General features: G+C 32.8%; 15 protein-coding genes and 1 pseudogene. 10 read left to right on the top strand and 6 right to left on the bottom strand.

The window, feature by feature from the left end; all coding sequences use genetic code 11:
• The first annotated feature begins 200 nt into the window (after positions 1-200).
• The 3 genes from MY04_RS27980 to MY04_RS27970 are packed head-to-tail and all read left to right on the top strand — an operon-like array spanning position 201 to position 1,333.
• Complete coding sequence (locus tag MY04_RS27980; protein ID WP_158297972.1) at positions 201-569, top strand: hypothetical protein; 369 nt, start codon at positions 201-203, stop codon at positions 567-569.
• Positions 523-843: a hypothetical protein gene (locus tag MY04_RS27975; protein WP_066217018.1), complete on the top strand. Its 321-nt coding sequence runs from the start codon at positions 523-525 to the stop codon at positions 841-843. Before MY04_RS27980 ends, MY04_RS27975 begins: the two co-directional genes overlap by 47 nt.
• A gap of 55 nt (positions 844-898) precedes the next feature.
• Positions 899-1,333: a phospholipase D family protein gene (locus MY04_RS27970; protein ID WP_066217014.1), complete on the top strand. Its 435-nt coding sequence runs from the start codon at positions 899-901 to the stop codon at positions 1,331-1,333.
• 17 nt (positions 1,334-1,350) lie between these two features.
• Here MY04_RS27970 and MY04_RS27965 read toward each other — a convergent pair whose 3' ends face one another.
• The 4 genes from MY04_RS27965 to MY04_RS27950 form a co-directional block, all read right to left on the bottom strand.
• Positions 1,351-2,901, bottom strand: coding sequence for a competence protein CoiA family protein (locus MY04_RS27965; protein WP_066217012.1), 1,551 nt, complete (start codon positions 2,899-2,901; stop codon positions 1,351-1,353).
• 201 nt (positions 2,902-3,102) lie between these two features.
• On the bottom strand, positions 3,103-4,191 hold the full coding sequence (locus MY04_RS27960; RefSeq protein WP_066217008.1) for a ParB/RepB/Spo0J family partition protein: 1,089 nt from the start codon (positions 4,189-4,191) through the stop codon (positions 3,103-3,105).
• A gap of 116 nt (positions 4,192-4,307) precedes the next feature.
• Positions 4,308-4,628 (bottom strand): hypothetical protein, encoded by a 321-nt coding sequence (locus MY04_RS27955; protein WP_066217006.1) that lies wholly within the window; start codon positions 4,626-4,628, stop codon positions 4,308-4,310.
• 76 nt (positions 4,629-4,704) lie between these two features.
• On the bottom strand, positions 4,705-6,039 hold the full coding sequence (locus MY04_RS27950) for a hypothetical protein (protein ID WP_066217003.1): 1,335 nt from the start codon (positions 6,037-6,039) through the stop codon (positions 4,705-4,707).
• A 756-nt stretch (positions 6,040-6,795) separates the two neighbouring features.
• On the opposite strand from MY04_RS27950, the pseudogene MY04_RS27945 reads away from it, so the two are divergent.
• Positions 6,796-7,857: pseudogene (locus MY04_RS27945) on the top strand (DUF2235 domain-containing protein).
• Positions 7,858-8,054: 197 nt separating this feature from the next.
• On the opposite strand, the gene MY04_RS27940 reads toward MY04_RS27945, so the two are convergent.
• The gene (locus tag MY04_RS27940) at positions 8,055-8,315 is read right to left on the bottom strand and encodes a hypothetical protein (protein ID WP_066217000.1); all 261 of its coding nucleotides are present in this window, start codon (positions 8,313-8,315) and stop codon (positions 8,055-8,057) included.
• A 501-nt stretch (positions 8,316-8,816) separates the two neighbouring features.
• On the opposite strand from MY04_RS27940, the gene MY04_RS27935 reads away from it, so the two are divergent.
• Both MY04_RS27935 and MY04_RS27930 read left to right on the top strand, forming a co-directional pair.
• The gene (locus MY04_RS27935; RefSeq protein ID WP_336234763.1) at positions 8,817-9,335 is read left to right on the top strand and encodes a TolC family protein; all 519 of its coding nucleotides are present in this window, start codon (positions 8,817-8,819) and stop codon (positions 9,333-9,335) included.
• 238 nt (positions 9,336-9,573) lie between these two features.
• Positions 9,574-10,635, top strand: coding sequence for a hypothetical protein (locus MY04_RS27930; protein ID WP_066216994.1), 1,062 nt, complete (start codon positions 9,574-9,576; stop codon positions 10,633-10,635).
• A gap of 28 nt (positions 10,636-10,663) precedes the next feature.
• Here MY04_RS27930 and MY04_RS27925 read toward each other — a convergent pair whose 3' ends face one another.
• A complete protein-coding gene (locus MY04_RS27925) occupies positions 10,664-11,812 on the bottom strand; it encodes a replication initiation protein (protein ID WP_066216991.1) in 1,149 nt (382 codons plus the stop codon).
• A gap of 1,356 nt (positions 11,813-13,168) precedes the next feature.
• Here MY04_RS27925 and MY04_RS27920 point away from each other — a divergent pair.
• From MY04_RS27920 to MY04_RS27905, 4 genes are all read left to right on the top strand, one after another.
• Positions 13,169-14,161, top strand: coding sequence for a ParA family protein (locus MY04_RS27920; protein ID WP_066216988.1), 993 nt, complete (start codon positions 13,169-13,171; stop codon positions 14,159-14,161).
• 10 nt (positions 14,162-14,171) lie between these two features.
• Positions 14,172-15,032: a ParB N-terminal domain-containing protein gene (locus MY04_RS27915; RefSeq protein WP_158297970.1), complete on the top strand. Its 861-nt coding sequence runs from the start codon at positions 14,172-14,174 to the stop codon at positions 15,030-15,032.
• A gap of 431 nt (positions 15,033-15,463) precedes the next feature.
• Positions 15,464-16,012, top strand: coding sequence for a hypothetical protein (locus MY04_RS27910; protein ID WP_158297969.1), 549 nt, complete (start codon positions 15,464-15,466; stop codon positions 16,010-16,012).
• A 221-nt stretch (positions 16,013-16,233) separates the two neighbouring features.
• Positions 16,234-16,809 carry a 3'-5' exonuclease gene (locus tag MY04_RS27905; RefSeq protein WP_084006211.1) on the top strand — a complete coding sequence of 192 codons (576 nt, stop codon included), beginning with the start codon at positions 16,234-16,236 and terminating at the stop codon, positions 16,807-16,809.
• Positions 16,810-16,844: the final 35 nt, after the last annotated feature.

Raw genomic sequence — 16,844 nt, 5'->3', positions numbered from 1 at the left:
ATGACTTGAATGGTTACATTAAGAAAAATTCTGGAATACCATTGTAGGATTTAAAAAACTCTGTAATCTTTAAGGTTGATAGTTGAGTGATAAATAACATAATTATTACCTTAACTAGGTAATAAGAAGAATTGATCCATTAAATCTTAATTTAAGATTTGTATATTTTTGGGAATAATTAAGCAGTCATACGTATCATAATGAAACAATGTTCTAAATGTAATGAGGTAAAGTCTATGGAAGATTTCTTCAACAGAAAGGCTACCAAGGATGGAAAACAATCTTTTTGCAAATCATGCCATAAAGAGGCAAAACCATATAACGAAGAACGTAAAAAGTACTACGTTGAATACAATAAAAAGGGAAAAGAACATATCGCTGAGGTTCAGAAAAAGTACCGAGCTAAGAATGTCGAAAAAATAAAATCGGACCACAAGGCTTGGTATGAAGCAAACAAAGAGCATAAAGCTGAATACTATAAAGAATGGCATGCAAAGAACCCTACTAAACAAAAAGAATACAATGATCGAAAACGAGATAAAAAACTCTCAGAAAAAGACTTGCATTAAATGTGGAGAAACAAAGCCCAAAGAAGAGTTTAATAGAAATAATTCGAAAGATGGTAGACGGAGTGACTGTAAAGTATGTAGTAGAAAAGCAAACAAGCTATATCGTGAAGCCAACAAAGAGAAACTTGCACAATACAATAGAGAATACCGTGTAAACAACTTGGAAGCTGCTGCTGAACGTCAAAGAAGATATTATCAGATGCATAAAGATGATCCTGTGTTTAAGGAAAAGCAGCGACTGAAAAGATTGAAACTGAAAAGAAATAAATCTTAAATGTATTTACCATTATATTGATTTAGTATTTAGAGCAATCAGTAAAATATTAACTATGAAAGTCATTGGCACCACAGAAATTTCATTTGAAATTGAAAATATTCTAAACAAAGCAAACAAACAGTTAATTCTAGTCACACCATATATTAAACTAAACCCCAGGTTACAAGCTCGTTTATCTGAAGCTTTTTCAAAGGTTGAAAACATCTATATTTTTCATCGACAAAATGAACTCTTGGCTGCTTCAAAAGAGTGGTTAAGTTCATTCTCCAATGTTAGATTATTTCCAATTAGAAATCTACATGCTAAGATCTATGCTAATGATTCTCATTTGATTATTTGCTCTATGAACTTGTATGAATACTCTCAAATCAATAATCATGAAATTGGGGTTATTTTAGAAAAAACTAAGGATAAAGAAGCTTTTGAAGATGCCTTAAATGAGGTGTCATTAATTCTGAAAACCGAGTTTCCGGATCAGTCATTATAAGAATACAAGATCCAATACTATGGAGTGTTATTGCTAAATACGGTACTAATAAATTTACTAAAACTACCCTCCTCCTTACTCAACTCAACATCTTCAACCCTCACCAACTCTAAAAACAAAGGAACCAACTTCACTACGTCATACTTCTTTAAAATTACCCTAGAAGACAACTCATAACTATCAGGTGTACTTTGCATCACCTTCAAGCAAATAGAATCAATCATACGGTACAATTCTTCTTTCTTGTAATCAAAAGGAATAGGGCCATTCTGCTTGATGTAAAGGTTTTTCGTTTTGGTCACTGTTTGCACTGATACTTTTAAAGTCTTGGCAATCTCACGAACCGACATTCCAAAGGCAGTATAGGTGATAATATCCTTTGTTCTTTGGCTGGAAACGAAGTCTTTTTCCTCAATCTTCTTTCGACCAAGAGATGTTTTATTCTTCTCTAATGTGGTTACTCGTTTGCTTATCGTACTAAGTGATCTCAGTTGCTTTCCTATGGTTTCTAGTACATGCTCAGGAAGTGAAAAGTATTCTGTTTTGGCATCAAAGGCTGTTATATTATACATCTTAAATTGCATCTTGAAGAAGTATTCCAGGTAACTTTTCTTGTTGATGATGTATAAGGGAGTGATCTCAATTTTCTCGAAGTAATGCTTTAGGTCTGTTTTGATTTCTTTCTCCCGACTTTTAAAATCTCTCCCTGTTATTCCAATCTTATAGAAAGTGCTTCCATCAGCAACTACTTGTATAAAGTAGAGTTTCTTAGCATCAAGATTAGAAAGGTATAGTAGCATATTATTGACATCTTCCAAAAAGTATTTATCAGCTTTATTAAAGCTCTTGATACATAGAATGACCTTCTGATACAATGCATAGAAATTACTTGGTAGAGGTTTGTTATCATGATAAACAAAGATCTTCTTATCATCTTCATCAATGTCAATTACATCAGGTAACCAATGAACTGATTTCTCAATCAACTGTACCTTATGATCGAATTTCTCATATTTGAAGTGTCCTTTCGTATAATGAAACTCCTCAACAAAATCTCTAAATGAACCTATAATGCGTTGATTAATACCTTTCTTTAATGTTGCTGCAAAGTTCTTGATTAACTCATCATTCTTTTTCGTCCTTGATAGTTTGTTTGCTTTCTTGAAGTGATTGAATGTGGTTTTTACTTCTTTGACTAATACTTCTTCCTCCTCTAATACAATCTTAATACCTTCATACATTTCAATGGATGAGGGAATGTAATCTTTAGCAAATTGAATATAGCTTCTAAAAGTATTGAACCCTCCTTTAGTAATCAATCCTGGTGTTCGCATGTACTCTTTGTACATATCAATCATTGAAGGACTACCTGCAGGATTTTCGCCTGTCAAAGAAATACACGATGTACCTTTATCCTTATGAGCAAAGTGACTTTCTTTCACTCTACCCTTTTTGGGAATCAGTGTTTTTCTACAATTGTTGCAAATGAAGGAGTGGCTCTTGTCTGCTTCTTCGATATTGACAAGTTTCTTGAGGTCAGTATCAAAAGCATATTTTATAGCAATCATATTTATTAGTACATGATGTAATGATAAATATACATATAAAGACGTAGAGTTATAGTTTTCCTTACCAATTTCTAGGTGCCTTGTATTTATTCTTGACTGTAATAATAGTCATGATGATACTGAAAGTTAAGACTGTAAATTCTAGTATAGTCATTTTAGTAATCGTCAGGTTGGTATTTTGTATTTAAGGAATTGATTTCTTTAGATTTCCTTTCTGTTCAAATCCTCATTATTCTCTTCCTTTTGCTTCTTAGCTTCTTCTAGCTCCTTTTTTCGCTGCCTATTTAATTTAGCCTTAAATGTCTTCAAATCTGTATATTTCATCCAAAAGGCTTCGCATCTATCTTCAAATAAATCCATGTCAATGTCTAGATATTTTCGTTCATACCCTTCAAAATTCTGTTCTGGCTGATCGTTGTATATGACAGTTGCAATTTTACTCTTTATGAAATCTACCCTTTCCCAATATGTATGATCTTTTAATAATTTGGGATTATTCAAGAGCATTAATGCAAACTCAATATCCTTCATACGCTCTTTTGGAACTCTGTAGTTATTGATACTGTCTTTGATATATAATGACAAAATAAAAGTGACTGATTCTAAAAATGGAACAGTGAGTTGTGTAATTTGTTTCTCTCTTTCAGGTGTAGGGCTTCTATCTAATTTTTTCTTTAAACGATCAATTTCTCTTTGATGAATTTCTCGTCTTAAATCCTCATAAGCTCTATGAATGGAAACCTCACCATTGATCACTCTTTGCATTTCTTCCAAGCTACGTTCCTTTTGAAGCTTATTAAACTTAGTGACATTGGCTCGAGAAACTTTGGCTATTTTTGCAATTTCAGCATTGGTATTGATCGGTTTTTCACCTTTGGCTAAATTTAGCTTAACCCCTGCTTTTTGATTGCTTTTGGCTTTTTCGGAAATAAACTCAGTCAGCTTAATCGCTAAATCTATACGTTCAGCATCTGTGGCATTTCTTCTGCCTAACTGATTTTTAAGCATCCATACTTTGATATCTTCAATAGAATCAAATTGTAATTCTAATGTTGCAAATTCTTTTACTCCTAGCTCCTTCCCTACTTTGAATCTGTGGTGGCCGTCAACGAGTATCTTTTTTCCATTCAACTCTGTTAGAATCAAGGCATCCCTAATTCCTTCAGCTTCTATAGATTGTTTAAATTGTTCTAATTCGGCAGGCTGTTGCTTTCGAATGTACAATTCTAATTCTTTTAGAACATCAATGTCTTTTTCGGTAAGGTATGTTGGTCGGTTGCTTTGATTCAAGGTTCTAAGATTTTTACTTTTATAGATTTTATCTTAGTCTAAAGATAATTATCGTTAGTAAAATTAAGGTTTTTATGTAGCACAGAAAAGAAACTAGCATTTAAAAATTACCATTTCTAAACGGTATGAATCCCATGCGTGATTTTACCCCAAGAAACCACAGGTCTTTTCTCTACTACATTAGGGAAACGGTAGATACAATCTACTCCTTGCATCATGACTTTGAATTCTTGATTGACGATACCAATAAATAACTCCCCTACGGATACTTCATTTTGCTTGCCTTTATCTACAACCAATATATCGTCTTTGAATAGCTTCCAATTTTTAATGTCAGCTGCCATTCTTACGAAATAGGTGGCATAGCTTCTATTAATGATGTTGTCTGCATAGTCTTCAAAAAATGCATTTCCGTTGATGCTTAAAATATCGTTCATTTTTGTTTCCAGTTGTGTCTAATTTTTGTGTAAAAGTAGATGAGAAGAACGTATTGATGGTACGTGCTTAATATTTTTAATAAGAGATAGACAAAGCTATATGATCCGCATATTCTTTATCCACCTTTACTGCAGCGTCATACAGTTCTGAATAAAACTCATTCTTTCTCTTTTTATGTTTCAATAGATTGGTAAACACGTTCTCAGATGGTAAATACCACATGAAATTAATCAAATGTGGGTAGGCTTGCTCAGGTAATTTGTCGGTAGATAAATCCCTAAATAATAATGCTGATCCTGTAGTCAGATGGTCCATAGAATGCATGATAGATGTTAGAAAGAAAGCCTCTGGATTTACAGGTAATTCATGTTTGGTAGCTAGATAATATACAGCTTTTCTTGTTTCGATTAAAAAGTTGGAGAACCTTGAATAATCTTTCAGAATTGAAACTGTCGCTCCATGGTTTTTTAAGTCTTTACTCACGTTATTGAGATATATCTTAGAGGCAATATGTCTTTTGATACCTACATGGTCAGCTGGGTAAGTATGAGCTACACTATTAAGGTATTGGCCATAGATAAATATATCATCCCACTTTTCTTTATCCTGTTCTGATAAAGTTAAGTAGTCTGCATAAACGTTATTGGAAAAAGAATGTAATAGTGGATGAATATAAAAAGAAGTGACTGTACTTAATACCAATAACTGCTCTGATCGTTTTACGATGTCTAATCCATCAAACTTAAATTCAATAATTTTTGTCCTCTCCAGACTATAATCTCCTTCTTCAATTTCAAACAACACAAAGATGTTTACTTTCTTCCCGTCCTGAAAAAATGGAGAGCTTAAATCTTCAATCCTGAGAATGACTTCCAACTTATCTCCCCTATCTTCAACATCCAATAAAGTAAGAATGGTACTATTTAGCATATAAGCTACCAATTCATTTTCAGAAGGTGACTTGGCGAAGAATATATGTAAAACTCTGTAAGCTATAAATTTTAGAAACTGTAAAGAGTAGTTGACTTTTAGTTTAATGATGTGAAGAGAGTGTTTCCAGGATATAGCAATAGGTCGTATAGGATAACGATCAACATGTTGATAGAAACCATCTTTCCATGGTAGTTTTTTGCTATCTACTTCATTGTTTATTTCATTAAAAACAAGGATTGAATCTTTGATTCTTAAATGAATTACTAATACTATTAAAAGTTGAGATACTCCAAAGAGTAGAACACAATTCCTATAGTAAGGATTGGACAAGATACCTCCTATGTGAATGGAAAACAGCCCAGATGAAACTAATAAATAGATATACTTTTTCGATGTACTGATTGCTTTATCACGCTTTGTAAATTCCTCCTTGTTGAGTCTTACACCTTCTAATTGATAGTTGTCGTCGTATAACATAGAGTATAATTAGTTGTATAGTTGATTATTTTAATCTGTCGTAAATAGTTATTGTATTATCTTTTCACTAATTAGTGTCAGGTAATACTTTCACAAATGTATTAGCAAAAGAAGAAGGATAAAATCCCCCAAAAGGGGTAAAAGTCAACATCTATAAGAAAAAATAAACCCAAAGAACAAAGTCCTTTGGGTATTTCTGTTTAACGATTCTATGTTCCTAACGAACTTACTGTATTTATGTTTTTATAAACCAAAATGTTTTTGAATAATCTGCTTTTTAAATTTCATTTTAAAAACCCAAGGAGCAAAACCCCTTGGGTTTAACTGTTTTTTTACGATTCATAATTTTTATCTTTTGAATATTTTTAAACAGTATCATAGTTACTTAAATGATATAAATAAGTACTATTATAAATGTTGACCCAATCAGCTTAATTTCATTTTCTTGAAAGTAAGTTGGTCTAAAATATTTTTTGTGGAATTATGACTTACAACAATCTGTTTTTGTTGCAAATGTGATCTGAATCTCTATAAAATTGATCTAAAAAAAGAGTTTGATTTTTCATGAATCCTTAAGTTGTAATTAGTTTTTGATAAATCGTTGACAGGTGCAATTATAGTATATGTTATTTAATATTTACAAATAATTAGTTCGATTTTATATGAATATTATAATAAAATATTCATATATTTAAATTAAATACAAAAAATAATACGTTTTTCTAAAACTATTTACTCAAATCTCATTACTACATTATGGCTAAAAAAATCATTATCTGTGCTGATGGCACATGGAATCGACCTGAACAAAACATCAACCCTCTTCTGGACGAAGTAGATCACCCAACGAATATTTTGAAAATTGCTAGAGGTATCAATTGCGATAATAATCAACAAGTATTTTATGATTTCGGTGTAGGTTCGTATGGTACTATTTTTTCAAAAGGTTTCAATGGAATGACAGGAAACGGACTGGATAAAAACATCAAAGATTGCTACCGATATATCGTTCAAAACTATTCTAATGACGACGATATTTATCTGTTTGGTTTTAGTCGTGGTGCTTATACGGTAAGAGCACTATGCGGTCTAATTAATAACTGTGGGATCTTGAAAAGCCAAAACGCGAATAAAATCGAAGAAGCATTCAGTCTCTATAAAAATGAAGATAATAAACCAAGCGATGATGAATCAGAAAATTTTAGACAAACATTTAGTCACGCATCTAAAAGAATAAAATTTGTTGGTGTCTTTGATACTGTTGGAGCTATGGGTATCCCAATTTCATTTCTTGGTCTATTTGATGATGATGTAGAGCTATACGATCGAAAAATTGGGAAGAATATTGACACTGCAAGGCAAGCACTTGCTATTGATGAGGAAAGAGGTGATTTCAAACCAACTATTTGGGATAAAAAAGATGATATTGATATTCAACAAGTATGGTTCTCTGGCTGTCACTCTGATGTTGGGGGATTTTATGGTCCCACAGAAGGTTACGGAGTTTTGAGTGATATTCCATTGCATTGGATGGTCAAGGAGGCTTAAAGTGCAGGCTTAGAATTTGAAGATCATTTGATTAGTCCATTGCCAGATCAAAACCACCTTGCTCCTATTCATGAATCTAGAAAACGAATTTACAGATTGAGATCTAAATATGAACGACCAATAGATGAAGTTCCAACAGGAGTTTGGATTCATGAATCTGTTAAGAAAAGGTGGAATGATAATGATGGATATCGTCCTGATAATTTACAGAAATATTTAAACGAAAACTCTGATTGGGATGGTATTAGAAATAAAGTATTGGGTTCCTAAAATGATTTAAGGGAGTATTACAGATATGTGATACTCTCTCCCTCCCCTCAATAAATAGGAGTGAAATCTGAACTCTATCTCCATTAATTCAGAGTTTAATTTCTTTACTATTTCATAATTAAGTTTCCTTTTTTAAAAAGAACAACTTTTATGATACATCTAAAAGAATATTGCCATTTCTATAAAAAAAGAGATCTTCAAAACTTTGAAAATCTCTTTTTTGTATAAACCTCGTTTGCTAGAACATCATAATATAATTCTAAGCATCTTTCTTTGATTTCATCATCGTCGAATTCTGGAACAAATTTGTTCTGCATCTTTCTTAGATGTTTAGTGGTAGTAATACTATTAACTGCTTCATCAAATTCTTCTGCTGCTTCATCAGAATCACTTTCAAAGACTCCATTGTCAATTTTTTCAATTAGTGAATTTAAATCTCGCTTACCTAAATCAAGCATCACTTCATGCTCTTCTAAAGATTCTTCGAGTAAGCTTACATAGGATAGAATGAATTATGATTCCAGTTTGTAATTTGCCATTGATAGTTTGTGTAAAAAATCCAACATTTAATTAATAAGTATAATTTATACCTAATCATCTAAATTGATCTTTAGCAATAAACCTTATTAACAAAAAACCTAACCGTAAAACCTATACAACAGTTGAATTCTTTATATTTAAATCTCTAATCCAAAAAATTAACATTTAGCAATATGCCCTCTTCTCAAAAAAGTACAATTTTCGGCAAAAAGTATTACGTATCCAAACCACTAGTTGAGGGTATCCATAGAATGGTTATTTTGTATCCCCCCCCTATCCCCCCATTAGGTAAAGGACTTTTCTTTGTTTTTCTCTTTCTATTGGAATCACAACATCTAATAGCACAAAATTCAATTTCAGTTAAGCAAAATTTTGACACTATATCCATAGCTAAATTGACCGATCTTGAAGAGAGCATCATGGTATATTACCAAAAGGATTTTATTGCTGACTACATTGCTTGGCAAGACGATGGTAAAGGTAGAATTTGGAGCTATATGCCTGATGTTGGTTTTGCATTTGGATTACCTACTATGAACTTATCAACACGACATATCAAGTCTGCAAAGAAGCAAGAGAAACAAAGAAAGCAGAAACTCGAATCCATCAAGGAAAAGCGAACCTTACTCATGAATACAGACATCCAAAAACTTAGAGTCTTGTATGAGAAGTTTATCAATGACCAGGAACAGCTTGCAGAGAAAATGAAAGTTTTGGAAATCGATCAGAAGATACTCGACATCTACACCGAAGGTTACGAGCAGAATGAAATTGATCCACTCACCTACTTGAATCAACAGAAGTCACATCTACAAAGTGAGTTGATCATACATGAGTTCATCCGAAACCTCCAGGAGCAGAAGACGATGATCTATATATTGGCCAAGTATCAGCTTCCCAATTACACTCTAGCAGTAGAAAACCTGCCAGAAAATTGATGAAACAAATATGATCTTAATCATAATCGAACAATGTTGTACAATAGAATCTTAGAATAATATCACAATTACTTAGTTTATACTTAGGCAACAATCCGTTCATTTTGAGTTTATACTACTTGATAATATATTAGCGACCGATTTGAAATTGTAAGGATAGTAATCTTTACTAATAAAGCTATATCTCAAACTAATACTACTAAGAGAGCGATTCTCTTAACGATTTTTTTACTACATCATGGACATACAAATATCAAACTCTCTACCTCAAAGCTATTCTATATTCGATAACTCGCTATTTAAGAATAACCAACTATCGGTTAGAGCAAAATTTCTCTTACATTATTTATCCAACCGTCCAGAAGGTTGGATCGTTCAACAAATGGATCTTCGAAAGGTGTTGGGTGATCAAGGAAAAGTACTTGGAGAAAAGACTCTACGAAAAGTCAATAAAGAACTTGTAACTGCAGGCTATATGAAACTTGAAACTATTTACTGCAAAGAAAATAAAAGAGCACATGGCCGAAGGTATCTCTTCTCGCCTACTCCAATTTTTGACAATCAACCTAAAATCAAAATAAAGGATAAGCATATAGTAGATAGTGTGCATTCCAACATAGAATTGGAAAGTTCGATGGACTCTAAATCACAGAAAAGGCCAAAAGCAGAAAGTGACAAAAGTGCCGTTTCTGCTGAAAGTGGTCTAAACAGAAACGGCACAAAGCAGAACTTCTGCAATGGAGAAGTTCACCAAAATGCCTGTATTAGTAATTCTAGAATTCAATTAGTAAATAAAGAAGAAACTAAAAACAAAGAAAGCTATAGCTTGCAGCTCTCTTTTGAAAATTGTTTAAAATTTTGTGAGGAATATATAAAAGAGCGTCAGTTGAATATCAAGATTGATCAAAGTAAAATTCCGGAATTTATCAACTACTACCAATCAAAAGATGTGGCCTTTCAAGAACATTACTCCTGGCAATCTGCCTTAAAAACTAGGATAGAAAAATATCCTTCAATGATTGTGGAAAAGAAGAATAGTAAAACTTCATCAGGAAGGGTAAAACTCACCGACATCAAAACGATACACGAGTTTAAAGAATACTGCAGCAAGAAGAAACGTTACCAGGAGTTTTACAACAACATCAGCAATCAATGTTGGGCCGAATCCGATAATAACGAAGCAAATTATGCCATGATGATGGAAGCTCGATTCAGATTGATCAAGTCAGAAATAACGTTACAGAAGACATGGAGTAAAATGGAATATAAGGTTTGTCAAAGGTTGAGTTTAACAACGTAAAATTAGGTTTAAACGTATTTGCCTTATTCTATTCCTCCTCAATAAACTTCTTTAGGGTATGTTTATTCGGGAAGTTTTGACTATCTCTGATAGCCATTTTAGTATCATTGATTTCCTTCCAAATACCCCATTTCGGATTTTGGGAATATCTATTTTGTGCTTTTTTGATCACTGCTTGAGTTATTCCTAATTCCTTTAAACGTACCGCTAATTTTGAAATTTTCTCTTGAAACTCTATTTCTTTTGGAGACATTGTAGGCTCTTGATTAAATAAGTCTTGTTGTTGTGGCTGCGGTTTGGCCTTGGCTTCAGGCATTGGAGTAATATCAATACAATTTCCATTTTGCTGAACCAATAACTCTTCAATAGTTGAATTAATTATCGCATTTGATAAGCCCATAGATCTCATTGCCTCTACCTTAAGCTTATTCTCTGGAGATAAACGCTGCTCTTTCGATAGGTTTAACTGAGGTTCTATGGTTTTCTTACTAAACATAAAATGAATGTGGGTATATTTTCTTCCCATCATTCTTAAAGCTTGATAAGAGAGGTTGATATCTGACGTTTCATTAATACTATTTACTGCTAGTTCTAATACTGAGTTTTTAAAAGTGCTATAATTGTTATACGATTTCTTGTCTTCAACACCAAGCACCGCTTTTAGTTCATTAAGTGCTACCTTTCTTTCATCATACTTCCCTACTCCTCCTATTAGAAAATCATATAATCGAACAGCATGGGGAGATTTCATATCCTTCAAATTACTGTAAAGATATTGAGTAAAGTTTTTAGAAGGACCTAGAAACTTTTTAAATGAGCGGTTAAACTTAAAAGCTACTCGTGTTTTATTGAGTTCTATAGTTTCAAAGAGTGTGATGTATTTTCTATTGAAATCATCCGACTCATAATCTTCCATTGTCACCCCACTACCCTCTTTGATTTTAGCTGAAGTCAGCTGATCACAAGCATTGTCAATATTCTTAATATCCTTACCACCCGGTTTCCTACCCAAAAATTGAGATACTGGAAATTCCAATACCTTATCAAGATCTTGATCTTTTAGGGTAAATGCATACAATAACAGCTTCTGTGCTGTTAAGTTCAAAGATGTTTTTTGATGGGCACGAACTAAACCATTGTGCCTTTTCACCATTACTTTTGAAAATATGCTTTTCATTCCAAGTAAATTTTGAGTTGTAGGTAAATCAATAGAGCCTTAGCATACACTAAGATTGCTGATATTCGCGTATCGTAAAACAAAGTAGTATTTCATCCATTAGTAATAAAAAAAGTCGGACTTCTACTATGTTTAATTTAAATCTATGGATAAACAAATGAATAAAAACATAATACCCTCAAGTTTTTTCATAAAAGGTGGTCTATCCACTATGTTTTAAATGAGTAAACTCCTATGTTTTAGAAAAAACTTTGATTTTAAAGTAGCTAGTAGGTTTTAAGAAGCCAATACTTCAATCAAATAGTGGACTATTCACTACGTTTTAGAGTAATATTCATCTTTTGATACCTGAAAAAGACTTCAACATTGTATTTAATTGATTGAAATACCCCAGTCTTATACTTATTCACACGAAAAGGTGGTCTATTCACTATGTTTTAGGGTAACTTCCTATGATTTGATGCAAAGTCCTACGTTTAATGGGGCAACCTCCTACACCCTTTTCGGACTTCTACTATGTTTTAGGTGGTCTAACTACTAGAATTAATTTTATTATATTACACTAAATCAAGTAGTTACGGAGTACATAAGAATAAATAATATAAATAAGAATATATAAGGCTAATAGATCAATATCTCTATTTTTTATTATTTAATTTTCTTTTTTCTCTAATAATACTACCCAATTACAGGGAATTCATGCTACTAATTACAATAAATTCTCTTCAAGGTGGTCTATCTACTATGTTTTAAAGCCAATTATTAGTGTTTAGACCATAAAATAGTGGTCTAAACACTATGGTTTACATCAAAAGCATAGGATTTTGCACAAAATACAGTTGATAATAGCTATCCTTTTGGTCTATCCACTATGATTTAAGTTAAAACGTAGTGAATAGACCGTACTTTAGAAGTAACTACTATTTAAAAGGTGGTCCATCCACTATGGTTTAGAATTAAAACATAGGAATTTACTCAAAATACAGATGAAAATGATCTATTATAGTGGTCTATTTACTACGAATTAGGTTAAACCATAGTGAGTAGACCAACTTTTAAGCCTAATCGTATGGACTATTTACTATGTTTTAAATAGAATTGCCCCATTCTAGAAGCAATAACAGGACATCTACTATGTTTTACGATAAGTCAAAGATCACATCAATACTAAAAAGTACATTTTTTGTCTTTTTGGTAAGTATTGACTCTGTAAAAGTGAAAAAAAACACCCAAAAAGTCAATATTTGTACTAATATTATTGATTTATCCTCTGAAATAGTAAAAAAATGTACTAATTATTTTTTTTGATTCAATTTTTTGTGTTGATTTGAAGTATCAAAATAACCGTTGTAATACATGACACAGAAAGATATACTTGATTTCCTTCGTGAAAACGATATGTTTAAAGTCTCAGTAGTAGAGAAAAAAGCTGGGATTCCCACTAGGTCTTTATACAAGGCTTTGAATGGAGAACAAAATTTAAAACCTGAATACATCGAAAAGTTGATCAAGGTGCTGACACCTATGGGATTAAATTTAAAAGAGAAGTTCAAGGTCGTGAGTATCATTAATAACAAGGGTGGGGTTGCCAAAACTACTACAGCTTGTAATTTAGGTGCGGCTCTTTCTCGATTAGGAAAGAAAGTATTGTTAGTAGATGCGGATCCTCAGGGAAACTTGACACAACATTTAGGTTATAAAAATCCTCAAGTGTTTGAAGGGAAGGAGCTTTCTGATATTATCGAAAATAAATGCGATGTCAATATAGCGATTTTGAAATACCAGGATAATCTACATTTAATACCTTCTACCACCAATCTTGATTTTACCAATAAGAACTTAAACCGTAATTCAGGTCCATCTTCTTATAAATTGGTAAAACGTTTATTGATTGATAAGTTGGAAGCAGATTACGATTATATATTCTTTGACTTATCACCTTCTTTTGCATTGATAACAAATGATGCTTGTTTGATTGCTTCTAACCGAGCGATTATTCCTGTAGATGCGAGTGAATTTGCTTTTAGAGGGATCCAAAATGTAATCAATCACATTGATGATTACAAAGAAGAAAATGCGAGTCTTGATATCTTAGGTTTCTTGTTCACCAAATCCGGAAGGACGAAAGATATGAATAATTACAAGAAAGCCCTGAGAGATACAAACTACAGAGTTTTTGATACTGAAATAGCTGTTCGTGATATGGCTTACAATAAAGGTCCTATTTTAGGTAAAGATATCTTCAGCCTTTATGAAGATAAAAGCTTAAAAAAACAGGAAAAAGATGGGATCAAGAAAGCAATGGAAGAACACACAAGTCTAGCCCAAGAGTTTATTGCATATGTCTAGTGAGATTAACATGAACGATTTTTTACCTGGTAGCAAGAAAAAATCGAAACTAATTGAGTCAAAAAAAGAAGAGATGTCTTCTGATCCTATCCATATTTTACCAGAGTTAAAAGAATGGATTCGTCCTTTGACAGAATCGGAGCGATTCAACTTGAAGAAGAGTATCGAAGACGAAGGAGTGCGTGATCCAATAACAGTTTTCCATAATGAAAGTGGACAAAAGGTATTGTTGGATGGCCATAACAGATACGCAATAGTTCAAGAGCTAGGAGGAGAAGATAACGGTTATGAGCTTCAAGAAGCAGTAGTTGAAATCGACTCTTTGGAAGATGCTAAACTCTGGATGATTAAAAACCAAGTTGGTAAGCGTAATCTATCAAAACGAGAGATGTCTTTCTATCGTGGTAATCATTATCTGACAAACAAATCTGGTCAAGGGCAATCTACGGGAGCTGGAAAATTGCATGAACTTTTGGCTGATGAATACGGCGTTTCTCCAAAATCTATTCAAAATGATGCAATGATTGCTACTATTTTGAATTGTTGTTCTGCAGACTTCCGTTATGCCTATTTTGATGGAGAAATAAAAGTAACTCTAGAGCAGTTTAAAGCAGTCAAGTCAAAACTTAGCAACGGAGAATTGGATGATGAAGCTTCTATCGAAGCCTTCTTGAAAGGTGAAGCAATAGCTATTAAGAGAGATTCACGACCTGCAGTAAATCCTCAAAAGAAGTATAGCTTCAATAAATTTGTGAAGACATTAAATACCTTAGTGGATGCAGAGCTGACAGATGAAATTTCTGAAGCTGAAAAGTTATCCATGGAAGGACACATTAAATCTCTTGTGAAAAAATATAATCTAGACGTTTAAGTCCTTAGATCGTAAGTAAAAAGTAATCCCCAATTACTATCACTTATTCCAAAACTCAAAGTCTTAAAAATAAAAAAGGGATACCCCCCGGTATCCCCTATTACTCCAGTTACTCCCCAGTAACTAGAATAAATCAATTCCATATATCTTATTGGTGTCTCTCACAACGACCAATAGGGTCATGTTTCACCTCAAAGATAAAAAGAAAAATGAAACCTTTGAAAGTCATTGACTACTCATTGATAGTTTTGTCAATGTTGTATTCAACGTATGTTACCTTCATGTATTTGAATGAGTACACCACCCCCTTGATTTCTATTCCCTCAGCATTATTTCTCGTATTCTTAGGTCATCATTATACCTTTCAATCCTTAGAGTATTTCAAGCGAAGAAAATCACTCAATCAATATTCTATATTAGCCGTTGTCATTATGGGTTTGGTTTTCTATTCCGAATGGAACGGACAGCTTCAGCACGCAAAGTCTGTAACAGGAATACCAACGACAGATTTGATCGATCAACAAATTTTACAAGTACAAGAAACCATCAATGAATCTTCCAAACATACAGTTAATGGAAAAACCAATTGGGCGAAATACCAGACGTTTTTAGATTCACAAAAACAACTGAGAAAGTTAGAAGAAAAGAGAGAAGCACAATTGCTCTTGATTGATGATAAGTTAGTAGAAGCGGAAAATACCGCCAATAACTTTAGAGTATTTTCTATAGTCTTGTTTGTATTGGCTTTCCTTGCTTCATCCGTAAATCATGATACGATTGACTCTAGTTTAAAGGAAGTAAAATATGACTTAGAAGAAGAGATCGACGAGCAGAAATTGAAGGTGATTTCATTGATCAAAAAAGGAGAAATCAATAGTGTGAAAATGCTTATGGATTACTTCAATATGCAATTGAAAGAGGCAGAGTATTTATTTGAGAAATTTTCACCTAAGTCTAAGTTTGGATTGAAAGCTAGTTGAAAATTGTATTATTGTAATATGAATAATGTTATTTGATATCAAAAATTGTATTATTTAAAGTGGTAAAATTTACCACTTTCATAGTAGTAATTTTTTACCACTATGGATAGTTGAAGAAAAGCGGTCATTAGATCGCTTTTTTTTGTGTTCTATGGGAATATTTTTTTGAACGTACTTCTGGTAGGTTCAAGTCGTCTACTTTAGCTACAAACAAACATTTGATGATGGAAAAACTATTGCCTTATACCGACCTGAAGAGTTATGTGATTTTAGATATTGAAACCACAGGCTTGACACCTCAAGATGAAATCCTACAAATAAGCATTGTAGATTATAGAAATGTGATCCTCTTGGATCAATACTTTATGCCACGAACTATCAAAGAATGGAAAGAAGCAGAAATGATCAATGGCATTACCAAAGAGAAAGTACAGTATGCCCCCTACTTTGATGACTATTGGATGAATAAAATTATTAGCTTGATAAAAGGAAGAACAATATTGATTTACAACAAGAAGTTTGAAGAACAGTTTTTAGATTTATCTGCAGCCAAGGAAGTGGTGTGTGTGATGCAGCTGTTCGCTACTCAGGTATTCAAAGAATGGAAAGCGGACATTGGAGAATATAAAATGCAGAAGCTAACAAAAGCTTTTCAGTTCTATTGGAGTAATCTTGATATCAAACAGAGAAAAATTGTGCAGTCGGCACATAATGCCGTTACAGATTGTATGATGACAAATATCGTTTGGAATCAGATGATGAATGATGTGGAAGAGAAGGTGAAGTTGGTTTCTTGAAATGAATATTAATTATCATCCCAGTCTAATCTTCT

Origin of the sequence: Flammeovirga sp. MY04, assembly GCF_001682195.2 — a bacterium.
Taxonomy (GTDB): Bacteria; Bacteroidota; Bacteroidia; order Cytophagales; family Flammeovirgaceae; genus Flammeovirga; species Flammeovirga yaeyamensis.
Note: the sequence above shows the minus strand (reverse complement) of the source record. Positions and strands in the feature narration are given on the sequence as shown.

What these genes read in the sequence shown, in the direction of transcription:
- MY04_RS27980 (WP_158297972.1), top strand. Translation starts at nt 201, where the DNA reads ATGAAACAATGTTCTAAATGTAATGAGGTAAAGTCTATGGAAGATTTC.
- MY04_RS27975 (WP_066217018.1), top strand. Translation starts at nt 523, where the DNA reads ATGATCGAAAACGAGATAAAAAACTCTCAGAAAAAGACTTGCATTAAA.
- MY04_RS27970 (WP_066217014.1), top strand. Translation starts at nt 899, where the DNA reads ATGAAAGTCATTGGCACCACAGAAATTTCATTTGAAATTGAAAATATT.
- MY04_RS27965 (WP_066217012.1), bottom strand. Translation starts at nt 2,901, where the DNA reads ATGATTGCTATAAAATATGCTTTTGATACTGACCTCAAGAAACTTGTC.
- MY04_RS27955 (WP_066217006.1), bottom strand. Translation starts at nt 4,628, where the DNA reads ATGAACGATATTTTAAGCATCAACGGAAATGCATTTTTTGAAGACTAT.
- MY04_RS27950 (WP_066217003.1), bottom strand. Translation starts at nt 6,039, where the DNA reads ATGTTATACGACGACAACTATCAATTAGAAGGTGTAAGACTCAACAAG.
- MY04_RS27940 (WP_066217000.1), bottom strand. Translation starts at nt 8,315, where the DNA reads ATGCTTGATTTAGGTAAGCGAGATTTAAATTCACTAATTGAAAAAATT.
- MY04_RS27935 (WP_336234763.1), top strand. Translation starts at nt 8,817, where the DNA reads ATGGTATATTACCAAAAGGATTTTATTGCTGACTACATTGCTTGGCAA.
- MY04_RS27930 (WP_066216994.1), top strand. Translation starts at nt 9,574, where the DNA reads ATGGACATACAAATATCAAACTCTCTACCTCAAAGCTATTCTATATTC.
- MY04_RS27925 (WP_066216991.1), bottom strand. Translation starts at nt 11,812, where the DNA reads ATGAAAAGCATATTTTCAAAAGTAATGGTGAAAAGGCACAATGGTTTA.
- MY04_RS27920 (WP_066216988.1), top strand. Translation starts at nt 13,169, where the DNA reads ATGACACAGAAAGATATACTTGATTTCCTTCGTGAAAACGATATGTTT.
- MY04_RS27915 (WP_158297970.1), top strand. Translation starts at nt 14,172, where the DNA reads ATGAACGATTTTTTACCTGGTAGCAAGAAAAAATCGAAACTAATTGAG.
- MY04_RS27910 (WP_158297969.1), top strand. Translation starts at nt 15,464, where the DNA reads ATGGGTTTGGTTTTCTATTCCGAATGGAACGGACAGCTTCAGCACGCA.
- MY04_RS27905 (WP_084006211.1), top strand. Translation starts at nt 16,234, where the DNA reads ATGATGGAAAAACTATTGCCTTATACCGACCTGAAGAGTTATGTGATT.